The sequence below is a fragment of the Pseudactinotalea sp. Z1748 genome (genome assembly GCF_049725185.1).
In the GTDB taxonomy this organism is placed as follows: Bacteria; Actinomycetota; Actinomycetes; order Actinomycetales; family Beutenbergiaceae; genus CALKWS01.
In genome coordinates this window covers 447137-465600 of sequence record NZ_JBMPQB010000003.1, presented here as the reverse complement: position 1 = coordinate 465600, position 18464 = coordinate 447137, and the positions used below count along the sequence as shown (strand labels likewise).

15 protein-coding genes are annotated in these 18464 nt (G+C 69.5%); 7 read left to right on the top strand and 8 right to left on the bottom strand.

The features are described 5' to 3' along the window. Nucleotides 1–17 precede the first annotated feature (17 nt). Nucleotides 18–1292 carry a class I SAM-dependent RNA methyltransferase gene (locus ACO0LU_RS09490; RefSeq protein WP_424791119.1) on the top strand — a complete coding sequence of 425 codons (1275 nt, stop codon included), beginning with the start codon at nucleotides 18–20 and terminating at the stop codon, nucleotides 1290–1292. A 123-nt stretch (nucleotides 1293–1415) separates the two neighbouring features. Beyond that, nucleotides 1416–4259 (top strand): aconitate hydratase, encoded by a 2844-nt coding sequence (locus ACO0LU_RS09485; RefSeq protein ID WP_424791118.1) that lies wholly within the window; start codon nucleotides 1416–1418, stop codon nucleotides 4257–4259. Between the two features lie 191 nt (nucleotides 4260–4450). Here ACO0LU_RS09485 and ACO0LU_RS09480 read toward each other — a convergent pair whose 3' ends face one another. Both ACO0LU_RS09480 and ACO0LU_RS09475 read right to left on the bottom strand, forming a co-directional pair. Continuing rightward, entirely contained in the window at nucleotides 4451–5908 is a 1458-nt protein-coding gene (locus ACO0LU_RS09480) for a GuaB1 family IMP dehydrogenase-related protein (protein WP_424791117.1), read from the bottom strand. Between the two features lie 82 nt (nucleotides 5909–5990). Further along, nucleotides 5991–6851, bottom strand: a complete 861-nt coding sequence (locus ACO0LU_RS09475) for an alpha/beta fold hydrolase (protein WP_424791116.1) — start codon at nucleotides 6849–6851, stop codon at nucleotides 5991–5993. A 416-nt stretch (nucleotides 6852–7267) separates the two neighbouring features. On the opposite strand from ACO0LU_RS09475, the gene dxs reads away from it, so the two are divergent. Together dxs and ACO0LU_RS09465 are read left to right on the top strand one after the other, a co-directional pair. After that, complete coding sequence (gene dxs / locus ACO0LU_RS09470) at nucleotides 7268–9199, top strand: 1-deoxy-D-xylulose-5-phosphate synthase (protein ID WP_424791115.1); 1932 nt, start codon at nucleotides 7268–7270, stop codon at nucleotides 9197–9199. A 45-nt stretch (nucleotides 9200–9244) separates the two neighbouring features. Beyond that, on the top strand, nucleotides 9245–10222 hold the full coding sequence (locus ACO0LU_RS09465) for a ribose-phosphate diphosphokinase (protein WP_424791114.1): 978 nt from the start codon (nucleotides 9245–9247) through the stop codon (nucleotides 10220–10222). 34 nt (nucleotides 10223–10256) lie between these two features. Here ACO0LU_RS09465 and ACO0LU_RS09460 read toward each other — a convergent pair whose 3' ends face one another. The 4 genes from ACO0LU_RS09460 to ACO0LU_RS09445 all read right to left on the bottom strand — a co-directional run bounded on the left by ACO0LU_RS09460 (nucleotide 10257) and on the right by ACO0LU_RS09445 (nucleotide 15438). Continuing rightward, complete coding sequence (locus tag ACO0LU_RS09460; protein ID WP_424791113.1) at nucleotides 10257–12290, bottom strand: 3-hydroxyacyl-CoA dehydrogenase NAD-binding domain-containing protein; 2034 nt, start codon at nucleotides 12288–12290, stop codon at nucleotides 10257–10259. After that, on the bottom strand, nucleotides 12287–13492 hold the full coding sequence (locus ACO0LU_RS09455; protein WP_424791112.1) for a thiolase family protein: 1206 nt from the start codon (nucleotides 13490–13492) through the stop codon (nucleotides 12287–12289). The genes ACO0LU_RS09460 and ACO0LU_RS09455 overlap by 4 nt, the downstream gene beginning before the upstream one ends. A 75-nt stretch (nucleotides 13493–13567) precedes the next feature. Continuing rightward, a complete protein-coding gene (locus tag ACO0LU_RS09450; protein ID WP_424791111.1) occupies nucleotides 13568–14866 on the bottom strand; it encodes an HRDC domain-containing protein in 1299 nt (432 codons plus the stop codon). Further along, the gene (locus ACO0LU_RS09445; RefSeq protein ID WP_424791110.1) at nucleotides 14863–15438 is read right to left on the bottom strand and encodes a DUF3000 domain-containing protein; all 576 of its coding nucleotides are present in this window, start codon (nucleotides 15436–15438) and stop codon (nucleotides 14863–14865) included. Before ACO0LU_RS09445 ends, ACO0LU_RS09450 begins: the two co-directional genes overlap by 4 nt. An 83-nt stretch (nucleotides 15439–15521) precedes the next feature. Between ACO0LU_RS09445 and ACO0LU_RS09440 the strand changes: the two genes are divergently transcribed. Then, nucleotides 15522–16832: a carboxylate--amine ligase gene (locus ACO0LU_RS09440; protein WP_424791109.1), complete on the top strand. Its 1311-nt coding sequence runs from the start codon at nucleotides 15522–15524 to the stop codon at nucleotides 16830–16832. Between the two features lie 27 nt (nucleotides 16833–16859). On the opposite strand, the gene ACO0LU_RS09435 is transcribed toward ACO0LU_RS09440, so the two are convergent. Continuing rightward, the gene (locus tag ACO0LU_RS09435; RefSeq protein WP_424791108.1) at nucleotides 16860–17342 is read right to left on the bottom strand and encodes a hypothetical protein; all 483 of its coding nucleotides are present in this window, start codon (nucleotides 17340–17342) and stop codon (nucleotides 16860–16862) included. A gap of 53 nt (nucleotides 17343–17395) precedes the next feature. Between ACO0LU_RS09435 and ACO0LU_RS09430 the strand changes: the two genes are divergently transcribed. Both ACO0LU_RS09430 and ACO0LU_RS09425 read left to right on the top strand, forming a co-directional pair. Further along, on the top strand, nucleotides 17396–17698 hold the full coding sequence (locus ACO0LU_RS09430; protein WP_424791107.1) for a thiamine-binding protein: 303 nt from the start codon (nucleotides 17396–17398) through the stop codon (nucleotides 17696–17698). Nucleotides 17699–17805: 107 nt separating this feature from the next. After that, nucleotides 17806–17931 (top strand): hypothetical protein, encoded by a 126-nt coding sequence (locus tag ACO0LU_RS09425; protein WP_424791106.1) that lies wholly within the window; start codon nucleotides 17806–17808, stop codon nucleotides 17929–17931. Nucleotides 17932–17966: 35 nt separating this feature from the next. On the opposite strand, the gene ACO0LU_RS09420 is transcribed toward ACO0LU_RS09425, so the two are convergent. Continuing rightward, nucleotides 17967–18395: an HIT family protein gene (locus ACO0LU_RS09420; RefSeq protein WP_424791105.1), complete on the bottom strand. Its 429-nt coding sequence runs from the start codon at nucleotides 18393–18395 to the stop codon at nucleotides 17967–17969. Nucleotides 18396–18464 lie beyond the last annotated feature (69 nt).

Below are 18464 nucleotides of genomic sequence, written 5' to 3'. Positions count from 1 at the left end.
CGCGAAGGCGAGCACCAATGCCCGATCAGTTGCTGGACCTGACCATCGGCCCGCCGGCCCACGGCGGCCACTGCGTGGCACGCCACGACGGGCGGGTGGTGTTCGTGCGGCACACACTGCCCGGCGAGCGGGTCCGGGCCAGGGTCACCGAGGCCACCAGCCGTTACTGGCGCGCTGATGCGACCGAGGTCCTGGAGCCCTCGCCGGACCGGGTCCCCAGCGTCTGGCCCGAGGCCGGGCCCGGTGGCGTGGGTGGCGGGGAACTGGCTCACGTTGCCCTCCCGGCCCAGCGTGCCTGGAAACGGGACGTGATCACCGACGCGCTGCGTCGCATCGGGCATATCGGCCCCGACCACGCCGCGGTGGCGTCGCTGCAGGTCGAGTACGTGCCGCTGCCCGAGGGGCCGAGCCCGGTACCGGGCACCGGGTACCGCACCCGGGTCACGTTGATAGCCGACGGCGAGGGCCGGGCCGGCATGCACGGTCACCGCAGCGATGCGGTGCTCGGGGTGGGCTCCCTGCCGCTGGCCCACGCGCGGATCCATGAGCTGGACCTGCTCGGGCGCACCTGGCCGGCCGGCGCGCGGATCCAGGCGGTCGCACCTTCCGTCGGGGCACCGGTGGTTCTCGTGGACGGCCGTCCGAGCGAGGCCAGATCACGCGGACGGCGCACCGCCGGGAACACGGACAGACCCGCCCGGGTTCGTGAGGTGGTCCGGACCGGCGAGCAGACCTACACCTACCGGGTCAGTGCCGATGGCTTCTGGCAGGCCCACGCCGGAGCCCCGGCGGCGCTGGTGGCCGAGGTGCTCCGGGCGGCAGAACTCCGGCCGGGCCAGCGCGTCCTGGAACTGTACTCCGGCTCGGGTCTATTCAGCGCGCCACTGGCCGCGGCCGTGGGTGCGCAGGGACGGGTAGACGCCGTCGAGGGCGCTGCCGGGGCGGTGCGCGATGCCCGCCGAAACGCCCACGGACTGGACCAGATCCACCTCCACGATGCCGACGTGCGCAGGTTCGTCACCGGCCAAGCCCAGGCGGGTGGCGACGACGGGAGAGCCGACGTCGTCGTCCTGGATCCGCCGCGTTCCGGCGCCGGAGAAGAGGTGATGCGCGCTCTTGTTGCGACCGGCCCGGAACGGGTGGTGTACGTGGCCTGCGACCCGGCCGCGCTCGCCCGGGATGCTGCCGCGGCCAGGGACGCCGGGTATGAACTGGCGAGCCTGACCGCGTTCGACCTGTACAGCCACACCCATCACGTGGAGTGTGTGGCCGTGCTGGCCCCCGGCGCGTGAGTGGCGCATCCGCCGGCACCCCGATAGGATTATCTCGACATCAAGATAAATTTCGGACGCTCGTGTCCCGGAAGTGCCAGGATGGTGCCAGGGACATCCACGCCGTCGACGCAAGGAGCCACCGTGAGCCACGTGGACAGTTTTTCATCCAAGTCCACCCTGTCCGTGCAGGGAACCGATTACGAGATCTACCGCCTCAGCGCGGTGCCCGGTGCCGAACTGTTGCCGTACAGCCTCAAGGTGCTCGCGGAGAACCTGCTGCGCACCGAGGATGGTGCCAACATCACCGCCGACCACATCCGCACCCTGGCCGAGTGGGACCCGCAGGCCCAGCCTTCGCACGAGATCCAGTTCACCCCGGCCCGGGTAGTGATGCAGGACTTCACCGGCGTGCCGTGCGTGGTGGACCTGGCCACGATGCGCGAGGCCGTGGCCGACCTCGGCGGGGACCCGGCTTCGATCAACCCACTGTCACCGGCTGAGTTGGTGATCGACCACTCGGTGCAGATCGACGTCTTCGGTACCCGGGACGCGTTCGCGCGCAATGTGGAGTTCGAGTACCAGCGCAACCACGAGCGCTACCAGTTCCTGCGTTGGGGTCAGACGGCCTTCGATGACTTCAAGGTGGTGCCGCCGGGCACCGGTATCGTCCACCAGGTCAATATCGAGTACCTGGCTCGCGTGGTGATGACCCGCGAGCACGGTGAGGGCGAGGATGCGGTGCTGCGCGCCTACCCCGACACCCTGGTCGGTACCGACTCCCACACCACGATGGTCAACGGCCTGGGCGTGCTCGGCTGGGGCGTCGGCGGGATCGAGGCCGAGGCCGCCATGCTCGGCCAGCCGGTATCGATGCTGATCCCGCGGGTGGTGGGGTTCAAACTCGAAGGGGAGATTCCCTCCGGCGTGACTGCGACCGATGTGGTGCTGACCATCACCGAGATGCTGCGTGAGCACGGTGTGGTCGGCAAGTTCGTCGAGTTCTACGGCGAGGGCGTGGCCCAGGTGCCGCTGGCCAATCGCGCCACGATCGGGAACATGAGCCCGGAGTTCGGCTCGACCGCGGCGATGTTCCCCATCGATGAGGTCACCCTGGACTACCTGCGCCTGACCGGCCGCAGCGACGAACAGGTCGCGCTGGTGGAGGCCTACGCCAAGGAACAGGGCATGTGGCTGGATCCATCGGCGCAGGAGCACATCGAACCTGCCTACTCCGAGTACCTCACCCTGGACCTGTCCACCGTGGAGCCCTCGATCGCCGGACCGAAGCGGCCCCAGGACCGGATCGCACTGAGCAACTCCAAGGAACAATTCCTCGCGGACCTGAAGAACTATGCGGTGAACGGCGAGGGGATCGAGAAGAGCCCGGTGGACAGCCGCCTGGCCGACACGTTCCCGGCCTCCGACGCCACGGCGCAGCCTGCCAACGCGGAGTCATCCCAGGCCGGGGCGCCTTCCCACTCGCCGACGCCACCGGCTTCCTACCACCGGGCCTCCAACCCCACCGAGGTGACCACCCCGGAGGGCACCACGTACGAGTTGGACCACGGGCACGTGGCGATCGCCTCGATCACCTCCTGCACGAACACCTCCAACCCCTCGGTGATGATGGCCGCGGGCCTGCTGGCCCGCAACGCCGTGGACAGGGGGCTGGTCTCCAAGCCCTGGGTGAAGACCTCGTTGGCACCTGGCTCCCAGGTGGTCACGAACTACTTCGAGAAGGCCGGGCTGTGGCCCTACCTGGAGAAGTTGGGTTTCCACCTGGTCGGCTACGGTTGCACCACCTGCATCGGCAACTCCGGTCCGCTGGACGAGGAGGTCACCGAGGCCGTGAACCGGCATGACCTGTCGGTGGTCTCGGTACTGTCCGGTAACCGCAACTTCGAAGGCCGGATCAACCCGGACGTGAAGATGAACTACCTGGCCTCACCGCCACTGGTGGTCGCCTACGCGCTGGCCGGCACCATGGACTTCGACTTCGCCAACGAGCCCCTGGGTACCGACAGCGATGGCAACGAGGTGTTCCTGCGCGACATCTGGCCCGACACCGACGAGGTGCAGCGCACCATCGACGAGAACATCAACCGGGAGATGTTCGCCTCCGACTATGCCGACGTGTTCGCCGGTGACGATCACTGGCGCGCGCTGCAGACCCCGGAGGGCGACACCTTCGCCTGGGACCCCGAGTCGACGTACGTGCGCAAACCCCCGTACTTCGAGGGCATGGAGCGCGAGGCGACACCGGTCGAGGACATCACCGGGGCCCGGGTCCTCGCCAAACTCGGCGACTCGGTCACCACCGACCACATCTCGCCGGCCGGTGCGATCAAGCCGGACTCCCCGGCGGGCCGGTACCTGACCGAGAACGGGGTGGCCCGGCGGGACTTCAACTCCTACGGCTCCCGCCGCGGTAATCACGAGGTGATGATCCGGGGCACCTTCGCCAACATCCGGCTACGCAACCAGTTGCTGGACGGCGTCGAAGGCGGGTTCACCAAGAACCTCCTCACCGGCGAGCAGACCTCCATCTACGACGCCGCGGAGGCTTACGCCGAGGAGAACATCCCGCTGGTGGTGCTGGGTGGCAAGGAGTACGGCTCCGGTTCCTCCCGGGACTGGGCGGCCAAGGGCACCTTACTGCTGGGCGTGCGGGCGGTCATCACCGAGAGTTTCGAGCGGATCCACCGGTCGAACCTGATCGGGATGGGTGTGCTGCCCCTGGAGTACCCCGAGGGCGAGAGCGCCGACAGCCTCGGATTGGACGGTACCGAGACGTTCGACATCAGCGGTATCACCGAGTTGAACGAGGGCCGTACCCCGAAGACGGTCAAGGTCACCGCCACCAAGGACGACAGCGAGGAAATCACCTTCGACGCCGTGGTGCGGATCGACACCCCGGGTGAGGCCGACTACTACCGCAACGGCGGCATCCTGCAGTACGTGTTGCGCTCCCTCGTGGCCGCCTGAACCGACACAGCGCGCTCCGAACCATTCCGACCCGCAGCCGGGGACACCCGACTGCGGGTCGGCCCGTCTGCCCGCTGCGGCGGCGGGTCCGCCGGGCTCCGGCCATGAGATGACTCGGCGCATCCACTGGACCTCTTCCCGGCCGCCATCGCCGGCCTGTGCGGGTAGGCACCGCCGCGCGGTGGCCCTGGCTACCATCCCGCCGGCAGCGGACGTCCCTCCTCATACCCGGCAGCCGACTGCAGGCCCACCACCGCCCGCTCGGCGAACTCGGCCATCGTGGCTGCTCCGGCATAGGTGCAGGCGCTGCGCAGGCCGGACGTGATGTGGTCCAGCAGATCCTCCACCCCCGGGCGGTCCGGGTCCAGGTACATTCGCGAGGAGGAGATGCCCTCCTCATACAGGGCCCGGCGGGCCCGCTCGAACGCGGTGGCGGCAGCAGACGCGCGGGCGGCGACCGCCCGCGCCGAGGCCATCCCGAAGGACTCCTTGTACAGGCGACCATCGGTGTCGGTGTGCAGGTCACCCGTTGACTCGTGGGTACCGGCGAACCAGGATCCGACCATTACCTGGCTGGCACCGGCCGCCAGGGCCAGGGCGATGTCGCGCGGGTAACGGACCCCGCCGTCGGCCCACACGTGGGCACCGAGCGAGCGGGCCCGCTCCGCACACTCGGCCACCGCGGAGAACTGTGGCCTGCCCACCGCCGTCATCATCCTCGTGGTGCACATCGCCCCCGGGCCCACACCGACCTTGACGATGTCGGCACCGGCCTCGACGAGGTCGCTGACGCCGTCGGCGGTGACCACGTTGCCCGCGATCACCGGCACCTGAGGATCCAGGCCGCGCACCGCCCGCAGCGCGGTGAGCATCTTCATCTGGTGCCCGTGCGCCGTGTCCACCACGAGCATGTCCGCGCCCGCCGCCAGCAACCCCTCCGCCCGCGCGACGACGTCACTGTTCACCCCGATCGCAGCCCCTACGAGCAACCGGCCCGAGGAGTCGGTGGCCGGGGTGTAGATGGAGGATCTCAGCGCTCCGAGGCGGGTGAGGACGCCCACGAGGGCACCGTCGTCGTCGATGACCGGAGAGAACCGGCGCCGGTAGCGGTGCTGGGTCTCGAACGCGGTCCGCAACGCGTCATCGCCGTCTAGCACCGACAGTGGCAGGCAGGTGGGTTCGGGTGTCATCACCTCGCGCACCTGCGTGAACTGGTCCACCCCCTGGCAGTCCCCGCGGGTGAGGACACCGACGGGTCTGTCGTCGGTATCGAGCACCACGGCCGCACCGTGGCTGCGCTTGTCGATCAAGGTGACCGCGTTGTGCACGGTGTCGGTGGACGAGAGCACCACGGGGGACTCCAGCACCGGGTGCCGGGACTTCACCGAGGCGATCGTGCGTGCCACCTCCTCCAACGGCAAGTCCTGGGGCAGGATCGCCACGCCCCCGCGGCGGGCGACGGTCTCGGACATCCGCCGCCCGCTGACCGCGGTCATATTGGCCACCACCACCGGGATCGTGGTGCCGGCGCGATCGACCGGGGTCAGGTCGACGTCGAACCGGGAGCCCACATCGGAACGGGACGGGACCAGGAAGACGTCGCCGTAGGTCAGATCGGAACTCACGGTGTGCCCGGGCAGGAATCGCATGGTTCCAGGGTAAGTGGCTTTGACCATCACGCTGCACCGGGTCTTCGAGTCCCCGGGACAGGATCGACAGTTCTGCCGGCTCCTAGGCGCCCGATGTGTGCCGCAGCAGTGCCTCAAGAACACGGTCCCACTCCGCTTCCGGCGGTAGTTCGTGGCCCACGCCCTCCAGCGGCAGCAGAGCGGCATTCGGGATTGCGTCCGCGAGCGCCTCGCCGTGGGCGAACGGGAACAGCGGGTCGGCGGTGCCGTGCACGACCAACGTCGGCACGTCTATGTCGGCGAGGGTGCCCTCTGGGTCACGTCCGGGATCAAGGTGCTGATGATTGACCATCGCCGCGATGTCGCTGCTGCGGTCCACGATCCGTTCAACGACCCCGCGCACTCGGGCCTCACTGAAGCCGCCCCGCATCAAGGCACGCTGGTCCTCGATCAGCATCTCGACGACTGCTGTCCGGTCTGCCCAGTCCGGCTCCGGCCGTCCGCCGGCCGCTTCGAAGTATGCGGCCAGTTCAGGGTCGGTCTGCGGCAACCCCTCGGGTGAACCGGGCAGTGCTGCGGTGGTAGCAATAAGGGTCAGGGAGCCGACGCGATCGGGGAACTCGACGGCAACACATTGAGCGATGACGGCGCCCATCGAAACCCCGACGAGGTGAGCCTGCAGGATTCCGAGGGCCTCGAGCAGGGCGACCACGTCGCGGCGCAGGTCGGCACCGGTGTAACCCGGCTTTCCTCGCGGGTACGTGGTAGAGCGACCGGTGTCCCGGAAGTCGTAGCGAACGACGTAGCGCCGCCCGGCAGCAAGACGCTCGCAGAACCCGTCCTCCCACCAGTCCATGGCGCTTGACATCCCGCTGATCAGCAGGACGGCGGGATCGCCAGGCTGGCCAAACGCCTGGGTACACAGTGCAACGCCGTTGACGTGAGCAAAGCGCTCAATGCTCATGGGTCGCGACATTACCTGCTCGAGAGTCATCGGGTCCGATTGGCATACGCTCCCGCTTCGAGCCGGTCGCACGATCGACGCTAATTGCGACTCCCGTCCGTTCGAGGTGTGTGGGTCAACCGGCCGGCACGTTTGCGCACGGTTGACTACCGATAGCACGGTGCGTTGTCGCACACCTGGCACACCAAGTGTTGGTCCAGGACGAGCGTCGTACCCTGTCAAACCGACTGTCTGCCTACTTCACGTCCTCTCGGACGAAATTGGGGTCCTAGTTGAACTGCGGTAGAGCCGGCCCACTGACCGAGGCCACCACCACCACCGTGGTTTATCATGAAGCGCGCGCACCGACGCGTGCCACTACCCTGCGGATCAACGACACCCCAGTCGACGTCGCTCGGGTAGGGAAGGAGACACGAGTGGGTGAACTTCAACGCATCACCTCCCCGTCGTCCCTGCGAGGTCTGAGTCCACGGCGGCTGCGCGCCCTCGCCGCGGAGATCCGCGCCTTCCTGGTCGCCGAGGTGTCCAAGACCGGAGGGCATCTCGGTCCGAATCTGGGCGTGGTGGAGTTGACCATCGCGCTGCACCGGGTCTTCGAGTCGCCCCGGGACCGGATCGTCTTCGACACCGGCCACCAGGCCTATGTGCACAAGTTGCTCACCGGACGCACCGACTTCTCCGCGTTGCGTAAACGCGGCGGGTTGTCCGGCTACCCCGCGCGGGCGGAGTCCGACCACGACGTGGTGGAGAACTCCCACGCCTCCACCGCGATCTCCTGGGCTGACGGCATCGCCAAGGGCAACGTCATCGCCGGGCGCACCGACCGCCACGTGGTCGCCGTGATCGGTGACGGTGCGCTGACCGGCGGGATGGCCTGGGAGGCCTTGAACACCATCGCCGACGGCCCGGACCGACCGCTGGTGATCGTTGTCAATGACAACGGGCGCTCCTACTCACCCACGATCGGGGGACTGTCCCGGCACCTGGACGCCATGCGCGTCGACCCCAACTACGAACGCCTCCTGGGCTGGGGGAAGCGCACCCTGAACCGTGGCGGCCCACCCGGACGGTTGACCTACGACGCCCTGCACGGCATGAAGAAGGGCATCAAGGACGTGCTGCGGCCCTCGGGCTGGTTCGAGGGGTTGGGGATCAAGTACCTCGGCCCGGTGGACGGGCACGACCTGCACGCGCTGGAGCGCGCACTGCGCGCGGCAAAGGACTTCGGTGCGCCCGTCATCGTGCACACCATCACCCAGAAGGGCCGCGGTTATGCCCCGGCCGAGACCGATGCTGCCGACCGGTTCCACGCCGTCGGGGTGATCCACCCCGAGACCGGGCTGCCGGTGCAGGCCTCCCGGTTCGGGTGGACCAAGGTGTTCGCCGATGAGATATGCAGGATCGCGCGGGTGCGCTCCGACGTCGTCGGGGTCACCGCGGCCATGCTGGGCCCGGTGGGCCTGGCGCCGATGGCCGAGGAGTTCCCGGACCGGGTTTTCGACGTCGGCATCGCCGAACAACATGCCGTGACCTCCGCCGCCGGGCTGGCGTTCGCCGGGATGCATCCGGTGGTGGCGGTCTACGCCACCTTCCTCAACCGTGCGTTCGACCAGGTGCTGATGGACGTCGCCCTGCACAAGGCCGGGGTGACCTTCATGCTGGACCGCGCCGGATTGACCGGAGACGACGGCGCCAGCCACAACGGTATGTGGGACATGGCACTGCTGCGCAGTGTGCCCGGGTTGCGCCTGGCCGCCCCGCGCGATGAGGACACCCTGCGCCGTGCGCTGCGTGAAGCCGTCGACGTGCGCGACGCCCCCACGGTGCTGCGTTACCCCAAGGGTGCCCTGCCCGAGGCGATCCCCGAGATCGGCAAGCAGGGCACGGTGGATGTGCTCGCCAGGACCGCCGGTGACGGCGGGGCCAGGGTGCTCGTGGCCGGATTCGGCGCTTTCGCACGCACCGCTATCGAGGTGTCGCAACGGTTGGCCGACCAGGGGATCGGCGCCACCGTGGTGGACCCGAGGTGGGTGCTGCCGGTTCCCGATGACCTGGTGGAACTTGCCCGTGCCCATCACCTGGTCGTCACCATCGAGGACGGTCTGGTGAGCAACGGCCTCGGCTCGGCGATCCGGGACCGCCTGGCCGAGCGCGGGCTGCACACGCCGGTGCAGGCGCACGGGATTCCACTGCGGTTCCTGAGCCACGCCACCCGGGCCGAACTGGTCGCGGACCTGGGCCTGCGCGGCCAGGATGTCGCGTTGCAGGCGGCCTCGGTGGCAGTGGAACTGACGCACCAGGCAACGGTGGGGCGCGAACAGTTTCCGCGCACCGCGGTGGATCGCTAGGCTCGGGAAGATCCTTCACACCTCGATCGAACCTCTAGGGCGGGTATGCGCAACATCGTGGTCTTCAGCGGCAGCGCTCATCCGGGGTTGGCCGGGCAGATCTGTGCACACCTGGGTGTGGAGGTGGCACCCTCACGCGTCAAGCGATTCAGCAACGACTGCCTGGAGGCCCGACTGGGGGAGAACTGCCGCCAGCGCGATGTCTACATCATCCAACCACTGGTGCCGCCCACCCAGGAGCACCTGATGGAACTGTTGCTGATGATCGACGCCGCCCGCGGCGCCTCGGCCGCGCAGATCACCGCGGTCATGCCGCACTTCGCCTACGCCCGCTCGGACAAGAAGGACGCCTCCCGGATCTCCCTGGGCGGGCGCCTGGTGGCGGACCTGCTCACTACCGCCGGCGCGAACCGGGTGCTGACGATGACCCTGCACGCACCCCAGGTGCACGGGTTCTTCTCCGTTCCGGTGGACCACCTCACCGCGCTGGGGGTACTGGCCGAGCACTTCCGGGGTCGGATCAATACCGAGGAGACGGTGGTGGTCTCACCGGACCTGGGCAACGCGAAGTCCGCCACTGTGTTCGCCCGGTTGCTCGGGGTGCCGGTGGCGGCCGGCAGTAAGCAGCGCCTGACCGATGACCGAGTGGTGATCGACGCCATCGTGGGAGATGTGGCTGGCAAGCGAGCCATCGTGCTCGACGACGAGATAGCCACCGGGGGCTCGATCGTGGAACTGCTCGAGCGGCTGCGGGAGGAGGGATGCGTCGAGGCCGCGGTGGCGTGCACGCACGGGCTGTTCACCGGCCGGGCTGTGCCGCGGCTGAGCCAGCATCCGATGATCTCCGAGGTGGTCACCACTGATACCGTTCCGGCGCCGGAGGGGTGGCCGGAGTTACGGGTGCGCTCGATCTCGGGACTGTTCGCCGAGGCGATCCATCGCATCCACCTGGGTGAGTCCGTCTCCAGCCTCTTTGACGGCGTGGACCCCGCCTACGCCCCGCCCCAGCCCGGTCTTTTCTGACTTCCGCCGCTCCGGGCTGGGGAGGGGCCCGGGGTCAGGCCGTGCGTGCCAGGTAGGGGGTGATGCCGCCCAGGTGGAACGGCCAGCCGGCGCCCATGATCATGCCCAGGTCGATGTCCTCCCGGTCTCCCACGACGCCCTCGGCGAGCATCAGGTCCACCTCCTGGGCCAGCGCGTCGCGCACCCGGTTGAGCAACTCGGTCTCACTCTGCGCGCCGGCCTGCTCGGCGCGGGAGCCGAAGTAGGAGCCGATCTGCAAGTTCACCGGTGAACCGGCGCCGGGCCGGCCCTCGAACTCCACGAAGCGAGCGCCGTCCTCCACGATCCGGCGCAGGCCGGGCGAGGTGGGGTACCGGTCGCCCAACTGCTCCCGCAGCGTTTCCAGCACATGTTCGGCCACCGCCGGACCCACGAGCTGCAACAACTGGAAGGGTCCCATCGGCAGCCCGAGGGGACGCAGCGCCGCATCGGCCACCTGCACGTCGGTACCGTCCTCCAGTGAGCCGAGGACTTCACCGAGCAACCGCACCAGCAACCGGTTGACCACGAACCCGGGGGCGTCGGCCACCGCGATCGCCGTCTTGCGGCACTCCTTGGCGAGAGCGAACGCGGTCGCGTAGGCGGCGTCATCGGTCTGCTCCGCACGCACGACCTCCACCAGCGGCATCTGCGCGACCGGGTTGAAGAAGTGCAGGCCCACCACCCGCTCCGGATGGTTCAGACCGGCGGCCATGGCCGTCACCGACAGCGCGGAGGTGTTCGTCGCCAGGATCGTTTCGGGCGCGATGACCTGCTCGAGTTCGGCGAAGACCGCCTTCTTCACCTGCAACTCCTCGAACACCGCCTCGATCACCAGGTCCTTCCCGGCCAGGTCGGCCAGGTTGGTGGTGACGGTGACCGCCGAGCGCAGCCGGTTGGCCTCATCGGCGCCGATACGTCCGGACTCGGCGAGTTTGTCAACCTCGGCGTGCACGAACGACAGGCCCCGCTGAGCACGCTCGTCGTCCAGGTCCCGCATGACCACCGGCACCTTCATCCGTCGGGCGAACAACAGCGCCAACTGGCTGGCCATCAACCCGGCACCGGCGATCCCGACCGAACGCATCGGGCGGGCCAGTGCCGAATCGGGTGCACCGGCAGGATTCCTCGCCCGTCCGGTGGTCAGCCCGAAGGCGTACACCCCGGCGGAGAACTCCGGAGACAGGATGAGTTCGGCTAGTGCGTCGTTCTCGGCTTCATAGGAGACCTCCCGGTCACCCCGGGACGCCACCTCGAGCAGGTCCAGGGCCCGATAGGGGGCCGGTGCGGCGCCGTGCAGGCGTTGGTCCACCTTGGCCCTGGCGCCCTCGATCACCTGCTGCCACACCTGTGAGTCCTCCGGATCAGGCCGGTTCACCTCTACCTCCTCGCGCAGGATCGCCGCGCTCCAGCGCAGGGACTGGGCCAGGAAGTCCGCAGAGTCAAGCACCGCATCAGCCAGCCCCATCTGCACCGCCTGGGTGGCATCGAGTTGACGGTTGTTGCGAAGCGGGTTCTCGATGATCACCTTCACCGCGTTCTCGATCCCCACCAGGTGCGGGACCAGGAACGTGCCGCCCCATCCGGGGATCAGGCCCAGGAAGGTCTCCGGGAGCCCGATGTTGCGCACCGGCGCGGCCACCGTGCGGTAGGTGGCGTGCAGCGCCAGTTCCAGCCCGCCACCCAGGGCGGCGCCACCGATGTAGGCGAAGGTGGGCACCGGCAGGTCGGTGAGCAGGGCGTACACCTCGTGCCCGGTCTCGGCGATACCGCGCGCATCGGCCTCGGTGATGATGGCGGCGGCGCCGTGCAGGTCGGCACCCGCGGCGAAGTGGAACATCTTGCCGGTCACCGCAGCCGCCACGATCTCGCCCGCACAGGCACGGGCGGTGATGCCCTCCAGCGCGGTGCGCAGTTCGGCCATCCCGCCGGGCCCGAGCGTGTTCGGCTTGGTGGGGCCGGCCTGGTTGTCCAGGGTGATCAGGGCCAGGGTGCCCACGTCCTCCAGTTCGACGTCGCGCACCAGGGCGCGGGTGATGCGTTCGCTCATCGGCTCTCCTCGGTGTGGTGGGGGTTCTCCCAGATCACGGTGCCGCCCTGGCCGAGACCGACACACATGGTGGTGATGCCGTAACGCACCTCGGGGCGGGTTTCGAAGGCCCGGGCCAGCTGGGCCATCAGGCGCACCCCGGAAGCCGCCAACGGGTGACCCACAGCGATGGCACCGCCGTAGGGGTTCACGCGGGGGTCGTCGTCGTCGATGCCGAAGGCATCCAGGAAGGCCAGCACCTGCACGGCGAACGCCTCGTTGATCTCGAACAGGCCGATGTCCTCGATGCTCAGCCCGGCCAGTTCGAGGGCACGGTGCGTCGCGGGCACCGGGCCCACGCCCATCACCTCCGGTGCGACGCCGGCATAGGCATAGGAGACCATCCGCATCCGCGGCGCCAGGCCCAGTTCGGCTGCGGTGTCAGCGGCCATCAGCACCGCTCCGGTGGCGCCATCGGTCAACGGGGAGGAGGTGGCCGCCGTCACGCGTCCGCCCGGACGGAACGGGGTGCGCAGGTCTGCCATTGCGGCCACGGTGGTGCCCGGGCGCGGGGGTTCGTCCGCAGTCGCCAGGCCCCAACCGCGTTCGGGGTCGGGAATCCCGATCGGCACCAGATCGGCCCCGATGTGCCCGTCGGCGAGCGCCTGGGCGTACTTGGCCTGGGAGGCGGCGCCGTAGGCGTCGGCACGCTCCCTGGTCAGTTCGGGGTAGCGGTCGTGCAGGTTCTCGGCGGTGGCACCCATCACCAGGGCGTCGGAGGAGACCAGCCGCTCGGTCATGAAGCGCGGATTCGGGTCCGCGTCGCCGCCGAGGGGGTGGCGGCCCATGTGCTCCACCCCACCGGCCAGGGCCGCATCGATCGCCCCCACGGCGATCGAGGCCGCCACCTGGGTGACCGCGGTCATCGCACCGGCGCACATCCGGTCGATCGCGTACCCGGGCACGTGCTGGGGCAGCCCGGCGAGCAAGCCTACGGTCCGGCCCAGGGTCAGGCCCTGGTCCCCGGACTGGGTGGTTGCGGCGAAGGCCACCTCCCCGAGGCGCTCCGGCGGCAACTCCGCGTTGCGGCGCAGTAGGTCCCGCACCACCGCCACCGCGAGGTCATCGGCGCGGGTGTGGGCGTACAGGCCGTCCGCGCGGGCACGCCCGAACGGGGAGCGCGCGGCATCGACCAGGACGACATCACGACCGTGCAACGTCATCGTCTACCTCCAAAGCGTGAGACTGTCAGTACTAGATACTATTGCGCACTTTATCTCACGGCGAGGCGGTAGTGCTCAGGGGGCGTTCTCGCCTGCCGTTTCGGGGGCCTCGTCTGCCGTTTCGGGGGCCTCGTCCGCTGTGTCGGCGACCTCGGGCACCCCGACCGGCGTTCCGGTGGCCAGCGCCTGGGTGAGGCGTTCGGTGACCTGCTCCACCTGCCAGCGTCGGGCACCCAGGTCCCGGAGCGCCTGGGCGACGAGTTCCTCGGCGGCCGACGACGGCGGTCGCCAGGCAATGCGGCGCTGGGTGTCCGGGGAGAGCAGGTTCTCCTGCGGTAGTTCCAGTTCGTCCGCCAGGGCCCGGATCGTAGGCCGCACCGCATCGAGCCGGACGGCGGCCTCGGGGTTACGGTCCTTCCACGAGCGTGGCTGGGGCAGGGCGTCGGGGGAGTGCGGGGCTCGGTGCGCGGGAAGTTCGTTCTCGGGCAGTTCCAGCGCCGTCTCGATGGCGCCCGCCCAGGTGCGCAGCCGGCGGCGCGCACCACGGTTGGTGAACGGACGCAGTGCCAGAAGTTCATCGGTGTTCTTCGGCAACGCCTGGGCGGCGGCGATGATCGCTCGGTCCGGCAGCACCCGGCCCGGCGCCAGGTCGGCCTGCGCGGCCGCGGCATCACGAGCGATCCACAACTCCCGGACCACCGCCAGACCGCGCCGGTCACGGATCTGGTGGGTCCCGGAGGTGCGCCGCCAGGGGTCCACCCTCGGGGGAGGAGGGGGCGCGGTGCGGACGTACTCGAACTCCTCCAGGGCCCACTCCAACTTGCCCGCCTCGTCCAACTGGCGATACAGGATCTGGCGCAACTCGATGAGCACTTCCACGTCGAGAGCGGCGTAGCGCAACCAGTCGTGCGGAAGCGGACGGGTGGACCAGTCGGCTGCGGAATGCTCCTTGGCCATGGTCAGGCCGAGTTCGGCCTCCACCATGGTGCCCAGGCCCACCCGGGCCCGTCCCAGCAGTCGCCCCGCCAGTTCGGTGTCGAAGAGCGAATCGGGGCGAAGCGCGACCTCGGCCAGGCTCGGCAGGTCCTGGTTCGCGGCGTGCAGCACCCACTCGGTACCGCCGAGGGCCCGTGACAACTCGCCCAGGTCGGGCACCCCGAGCGGGTCGATCAGGGCGGTCCCGGCGCCGGCCCGGCGCACCTGGACCAGGTAGGCGCGCTGACCGTACCGGTACCCCGAAGCCCGCTCGGCATCGATCGCGACGGGTCCGGTGCCCTGCGTCAGGCGCTTGATGACTTCGCGCAACTGCGCGCCGGTGGCGACCACCTCGGGTACGCCGCCGGACGGCTCGGTGAGGGGCTGCGGCTGGTTCATCGGCGCCGGTTCAGCGACGAGACGTTATCCGGCATCGGAGGCAGCCCGGCCGCCTGGCAGGCCAGGAGCGCCCAGGCGCGCAGGTGCGGGGCCAGGTCGGTGCTGGTGGGTGTCCAGGATGCACGCACCTCGATCTCCACCTCACCTCCGCGCAGTTCCAAGCCCCCGAAGGTCTCCGAGAGCACCCGGGTGACAGTACCGGACAGGGAGTGGTAACCCGCATCCTCGGTGGCCAGGGCGTCGGTGAGCCAGCTCCAACCGACCTCCCCGAGCATCGCATCGGCGCCCAGTTCGTCCTCCAGGCGGGCCCTGGCCATGACGATCACCCGGAAGGTGCCGTTCCAGGCCTCCTGACCCTCCGGGTCGTACAGGACCACGAAGCGGCCGTTGCCCAGGAAGTCATCCGGGTCGGTGCTCGGGTTGATCTCACCGGTCAGGGCCAGGGCATAGGGAGCGATCCGCGTGGGCGGAGGCACTTCCTCCAGGCGCAGCTCCGGGCGCAGCCGGTGCCCACGCAGACTCAACAGCGCGGCCTCGAACTCCTCGGGCGCGACCTGACCTGGTGCGTTCACCCGTCCAGGTTATGCCGGGTGGCACGTGGCGCCGGTAGGGCGCGCCGCTCCCGACGACACCGCCCGTTGGGTAACGTAGCCAGGTGCGCACCAAGGACTCCCGACCCTCCGATACGCCGGGCGCCCCAGCGGTCCGGCCCATCCTGGTGGGTGGTGATATCGGCGCCTATGCCACCGCGAGGGCCTTCCATGAGGCCTATGGCGTCTCCAGCGTGGTGCTGGCCGGGGTGCAGGTGGGCGCGGTCGCCCACAGCGCGATCGTGGACCTGCGGATCCGCGCCCGGCTGAGCAACACCGACACGCTGGCCCAGACGATCCTGGAGGTGATGGCCGAGCAACCGGATTCCACCCACCTGGTGCTGGGCAGTGCGGACTGGCTGGTGACCGCGATCGTGGCGGTCCGGGACCGGCTCGAGGACACCGGCGCGGTCGTGCCCTATCCCGGAGCCCACCTGCTGGAGCAGGTCGCGGACAAGTCGGTGCTGATGGCCATGGCCGAGGAGGCCGGCGTGCCCCATCCCCGCACCGCCCGGGGTGTGCCCGCCGAGGAGGAGCCACCGGGCGGCGATCTGGACTTCCCGGTCGTGGTCAAACCCGCCAGCACCGCCGCCGCGCAGGACGTGGACTACCCGGGCAAGGCGAAGGTGCACACCGTCGCCGACGCCGGGCACCTGCGCGCACTATGGCACACGATGGCCACCGCCGGGGTGTCGGTGCCGATGCTGGTGCAGGAGTACATCGACGGCCCGGACAGTGCGATGGCGGCGGTGAACGTCTTCATCGATCCCGGTGGGCGGGTGCGCCTGGCCCAGTTCGGTCAGGTGCTGCTGGAGGAACATGCGCCCAGCGCGGTCGGCAACTCCGTGGCACAACTCACCGGAGACCCGGTGGGCGCTCAGGCCCGAGCGGTGGCACAGGTGGTGAACCTGCTGCAGGCCATCGGATGGCGGGGATTCGCCAACGCGGATCTGAAGCGGAGCCCGGACGGGCACTACCAACTGCTGGAGATCAACCCACGCGTGGGGCGCAGTGGGTACGCGGTGACCGCCTCCGGGTACAATGTCGCAGCCATGTACGGCCAGGCCTTCCTGGACCTCGGTCCGGGCCGGGATGAGCGCGCGGGTCCGGTGCGCCAGATGACGGCGCAGGCCGGCGGCGGCGAACCCATTCCGGTGGCAACGGCCCAACACCTCTTCGCCGTGGTGCCCTGGCCGGTGCTGCGCCGCTACCTGCCCCCGCCCGGGCGCGGGCAGGTGAACCGGATACGCCGCAGCGGGGCGGTGACGAACCCGCTGTACTACCGGGCCGAGCGCCACCCCCGGCGGCTGCTCTACGTCGCGATGGCGATGGTGAACTACGCCCGGAAACTGGCCCGGCACCATCCGGGGGCCTGAGGGTCTGCGGCCCGGCGTAGGCGACCGTCAGCCGACGTGGTCGGTACCGGAGTAGAAGTGCAGCACCGGCACCTCAAGGGTGTCCTTGGCCGTACTGGCCCAGTCGGAGTTGAAGATCTCCTGCACCGCCTGGGGCTCGGTCACCACGATCAGTTCGGTGATGCTGCGATCCCGTTCGGCGGCCGTCAACTGGGCCATCGGATCGGCATTCGTCAGTGCCCCGGTGGCGGTCGCCCCGGCCTGTTCGAATAGGCCAAGGGAGGAGGCCAACGCGTCCCTGGCCGCGGCCCGGTCCGCCCCGGCGTCCTCGGTGCCGGTGGCCGTATCCCATGCCTCGCGCAGGTCTCCCAGGCTCAGATGGTTGATCACCTCGGTCACCGTGGAGGCATCGGACCCCACGGGGACCAGCACCAGGTACTGCATCTGCTCGGTTCCGGCGTGCAGTTGCAGGATCCGGTGCACGTCCCGGGGTCGCAGGGCTTGCGCGGTCAGAACGGCGGTGCGTGGCATGGCACCGAGTCTACGGACGGGCCGGCGCATCGCCACCGCAGTACCGTGGCTGCATGTTGTTCGCCTTCTCCATCGCACCAGCCACCACCGACGCACCGGACGGCTCGGTCAGCGCCGCGGTGGCCGACGCCGTCCGGGTGGTCCGCGACAGCGGGCTGCCGCATGAACTGACGTCGATGTTCACCACCATCGAGGGGGAGTGGGAGGAGGTGATGCCGGTGATCAAGGGCGCCTGTGACACCGTCGCCGCCCACTCCGACCGGGTCTCACTGGTGATCAAGGCGGATCTGCGCCCGGGACGTCGAGGGGAGTTGACCGGCAAGGTGAACAGGGTCGAGGAGTTGCTCGATGAGTGATCCCGGTGCGCACCGCCGGGGAGCGGGCCGCCACCACCACTTGGACGACTACGAGATCGGCCCGTTGCGCCCTACGCGGGGTTGATGAGCGCACAGTCGCTGGCACGGTGGCCCGTGGCAATGACCGTGCGGTGGCGTTCTACCGCCGCCAGGGGTTCACCACCGACGGCGCCAGCCGGGAGCGCCGGGACGGCATGACCGAGATCCGCATGCTCCGCCGCGCCGCGGGCTGACTCCCAACCCCGGTCATCTCCATCCGGAGGTGACCTCACCCCTGCGGGACGAACTCGCTGTGGCCGTGGGCGCGCAACTGGGACCGCAACTGTTCGGCGGCTGCGTCCATAGCGGCCGGGTCCGGGTCGCGCTCGGCGTTGCCCGGGTCGAAGTCATCGGGGGAGACGCTCGGCCAGACGTGCAGGTGCACGTGCGCCACCCCGTAGCCCTCCACGAGCAGGCCCACCCGGCGCGGGTCGAACGCGTTCCGCTGTGCCCGGCCGATGTGCCGGGCCACGGTGAACAGGTGCTGGGCCAGGTCATCGGGTACGTCCAGCCAGTGATCGATCTCGGCACGGGGAACCACCATGGTGTGCCCGGGCCGTAGGGGCTCCACCGTCAGGAACGCCACGCACTCCGGATCGGACCAGACGAACCGGCCCGGGATCTGCCCGTCGATGATCTTGGTGAAGACGCTGCTCATTCCGCCACGGTACCGGTCCTGGCCGGGGCCGGTCCTGTCGAAGGGATCCGCCCAGCAGCGCCGTGAGCG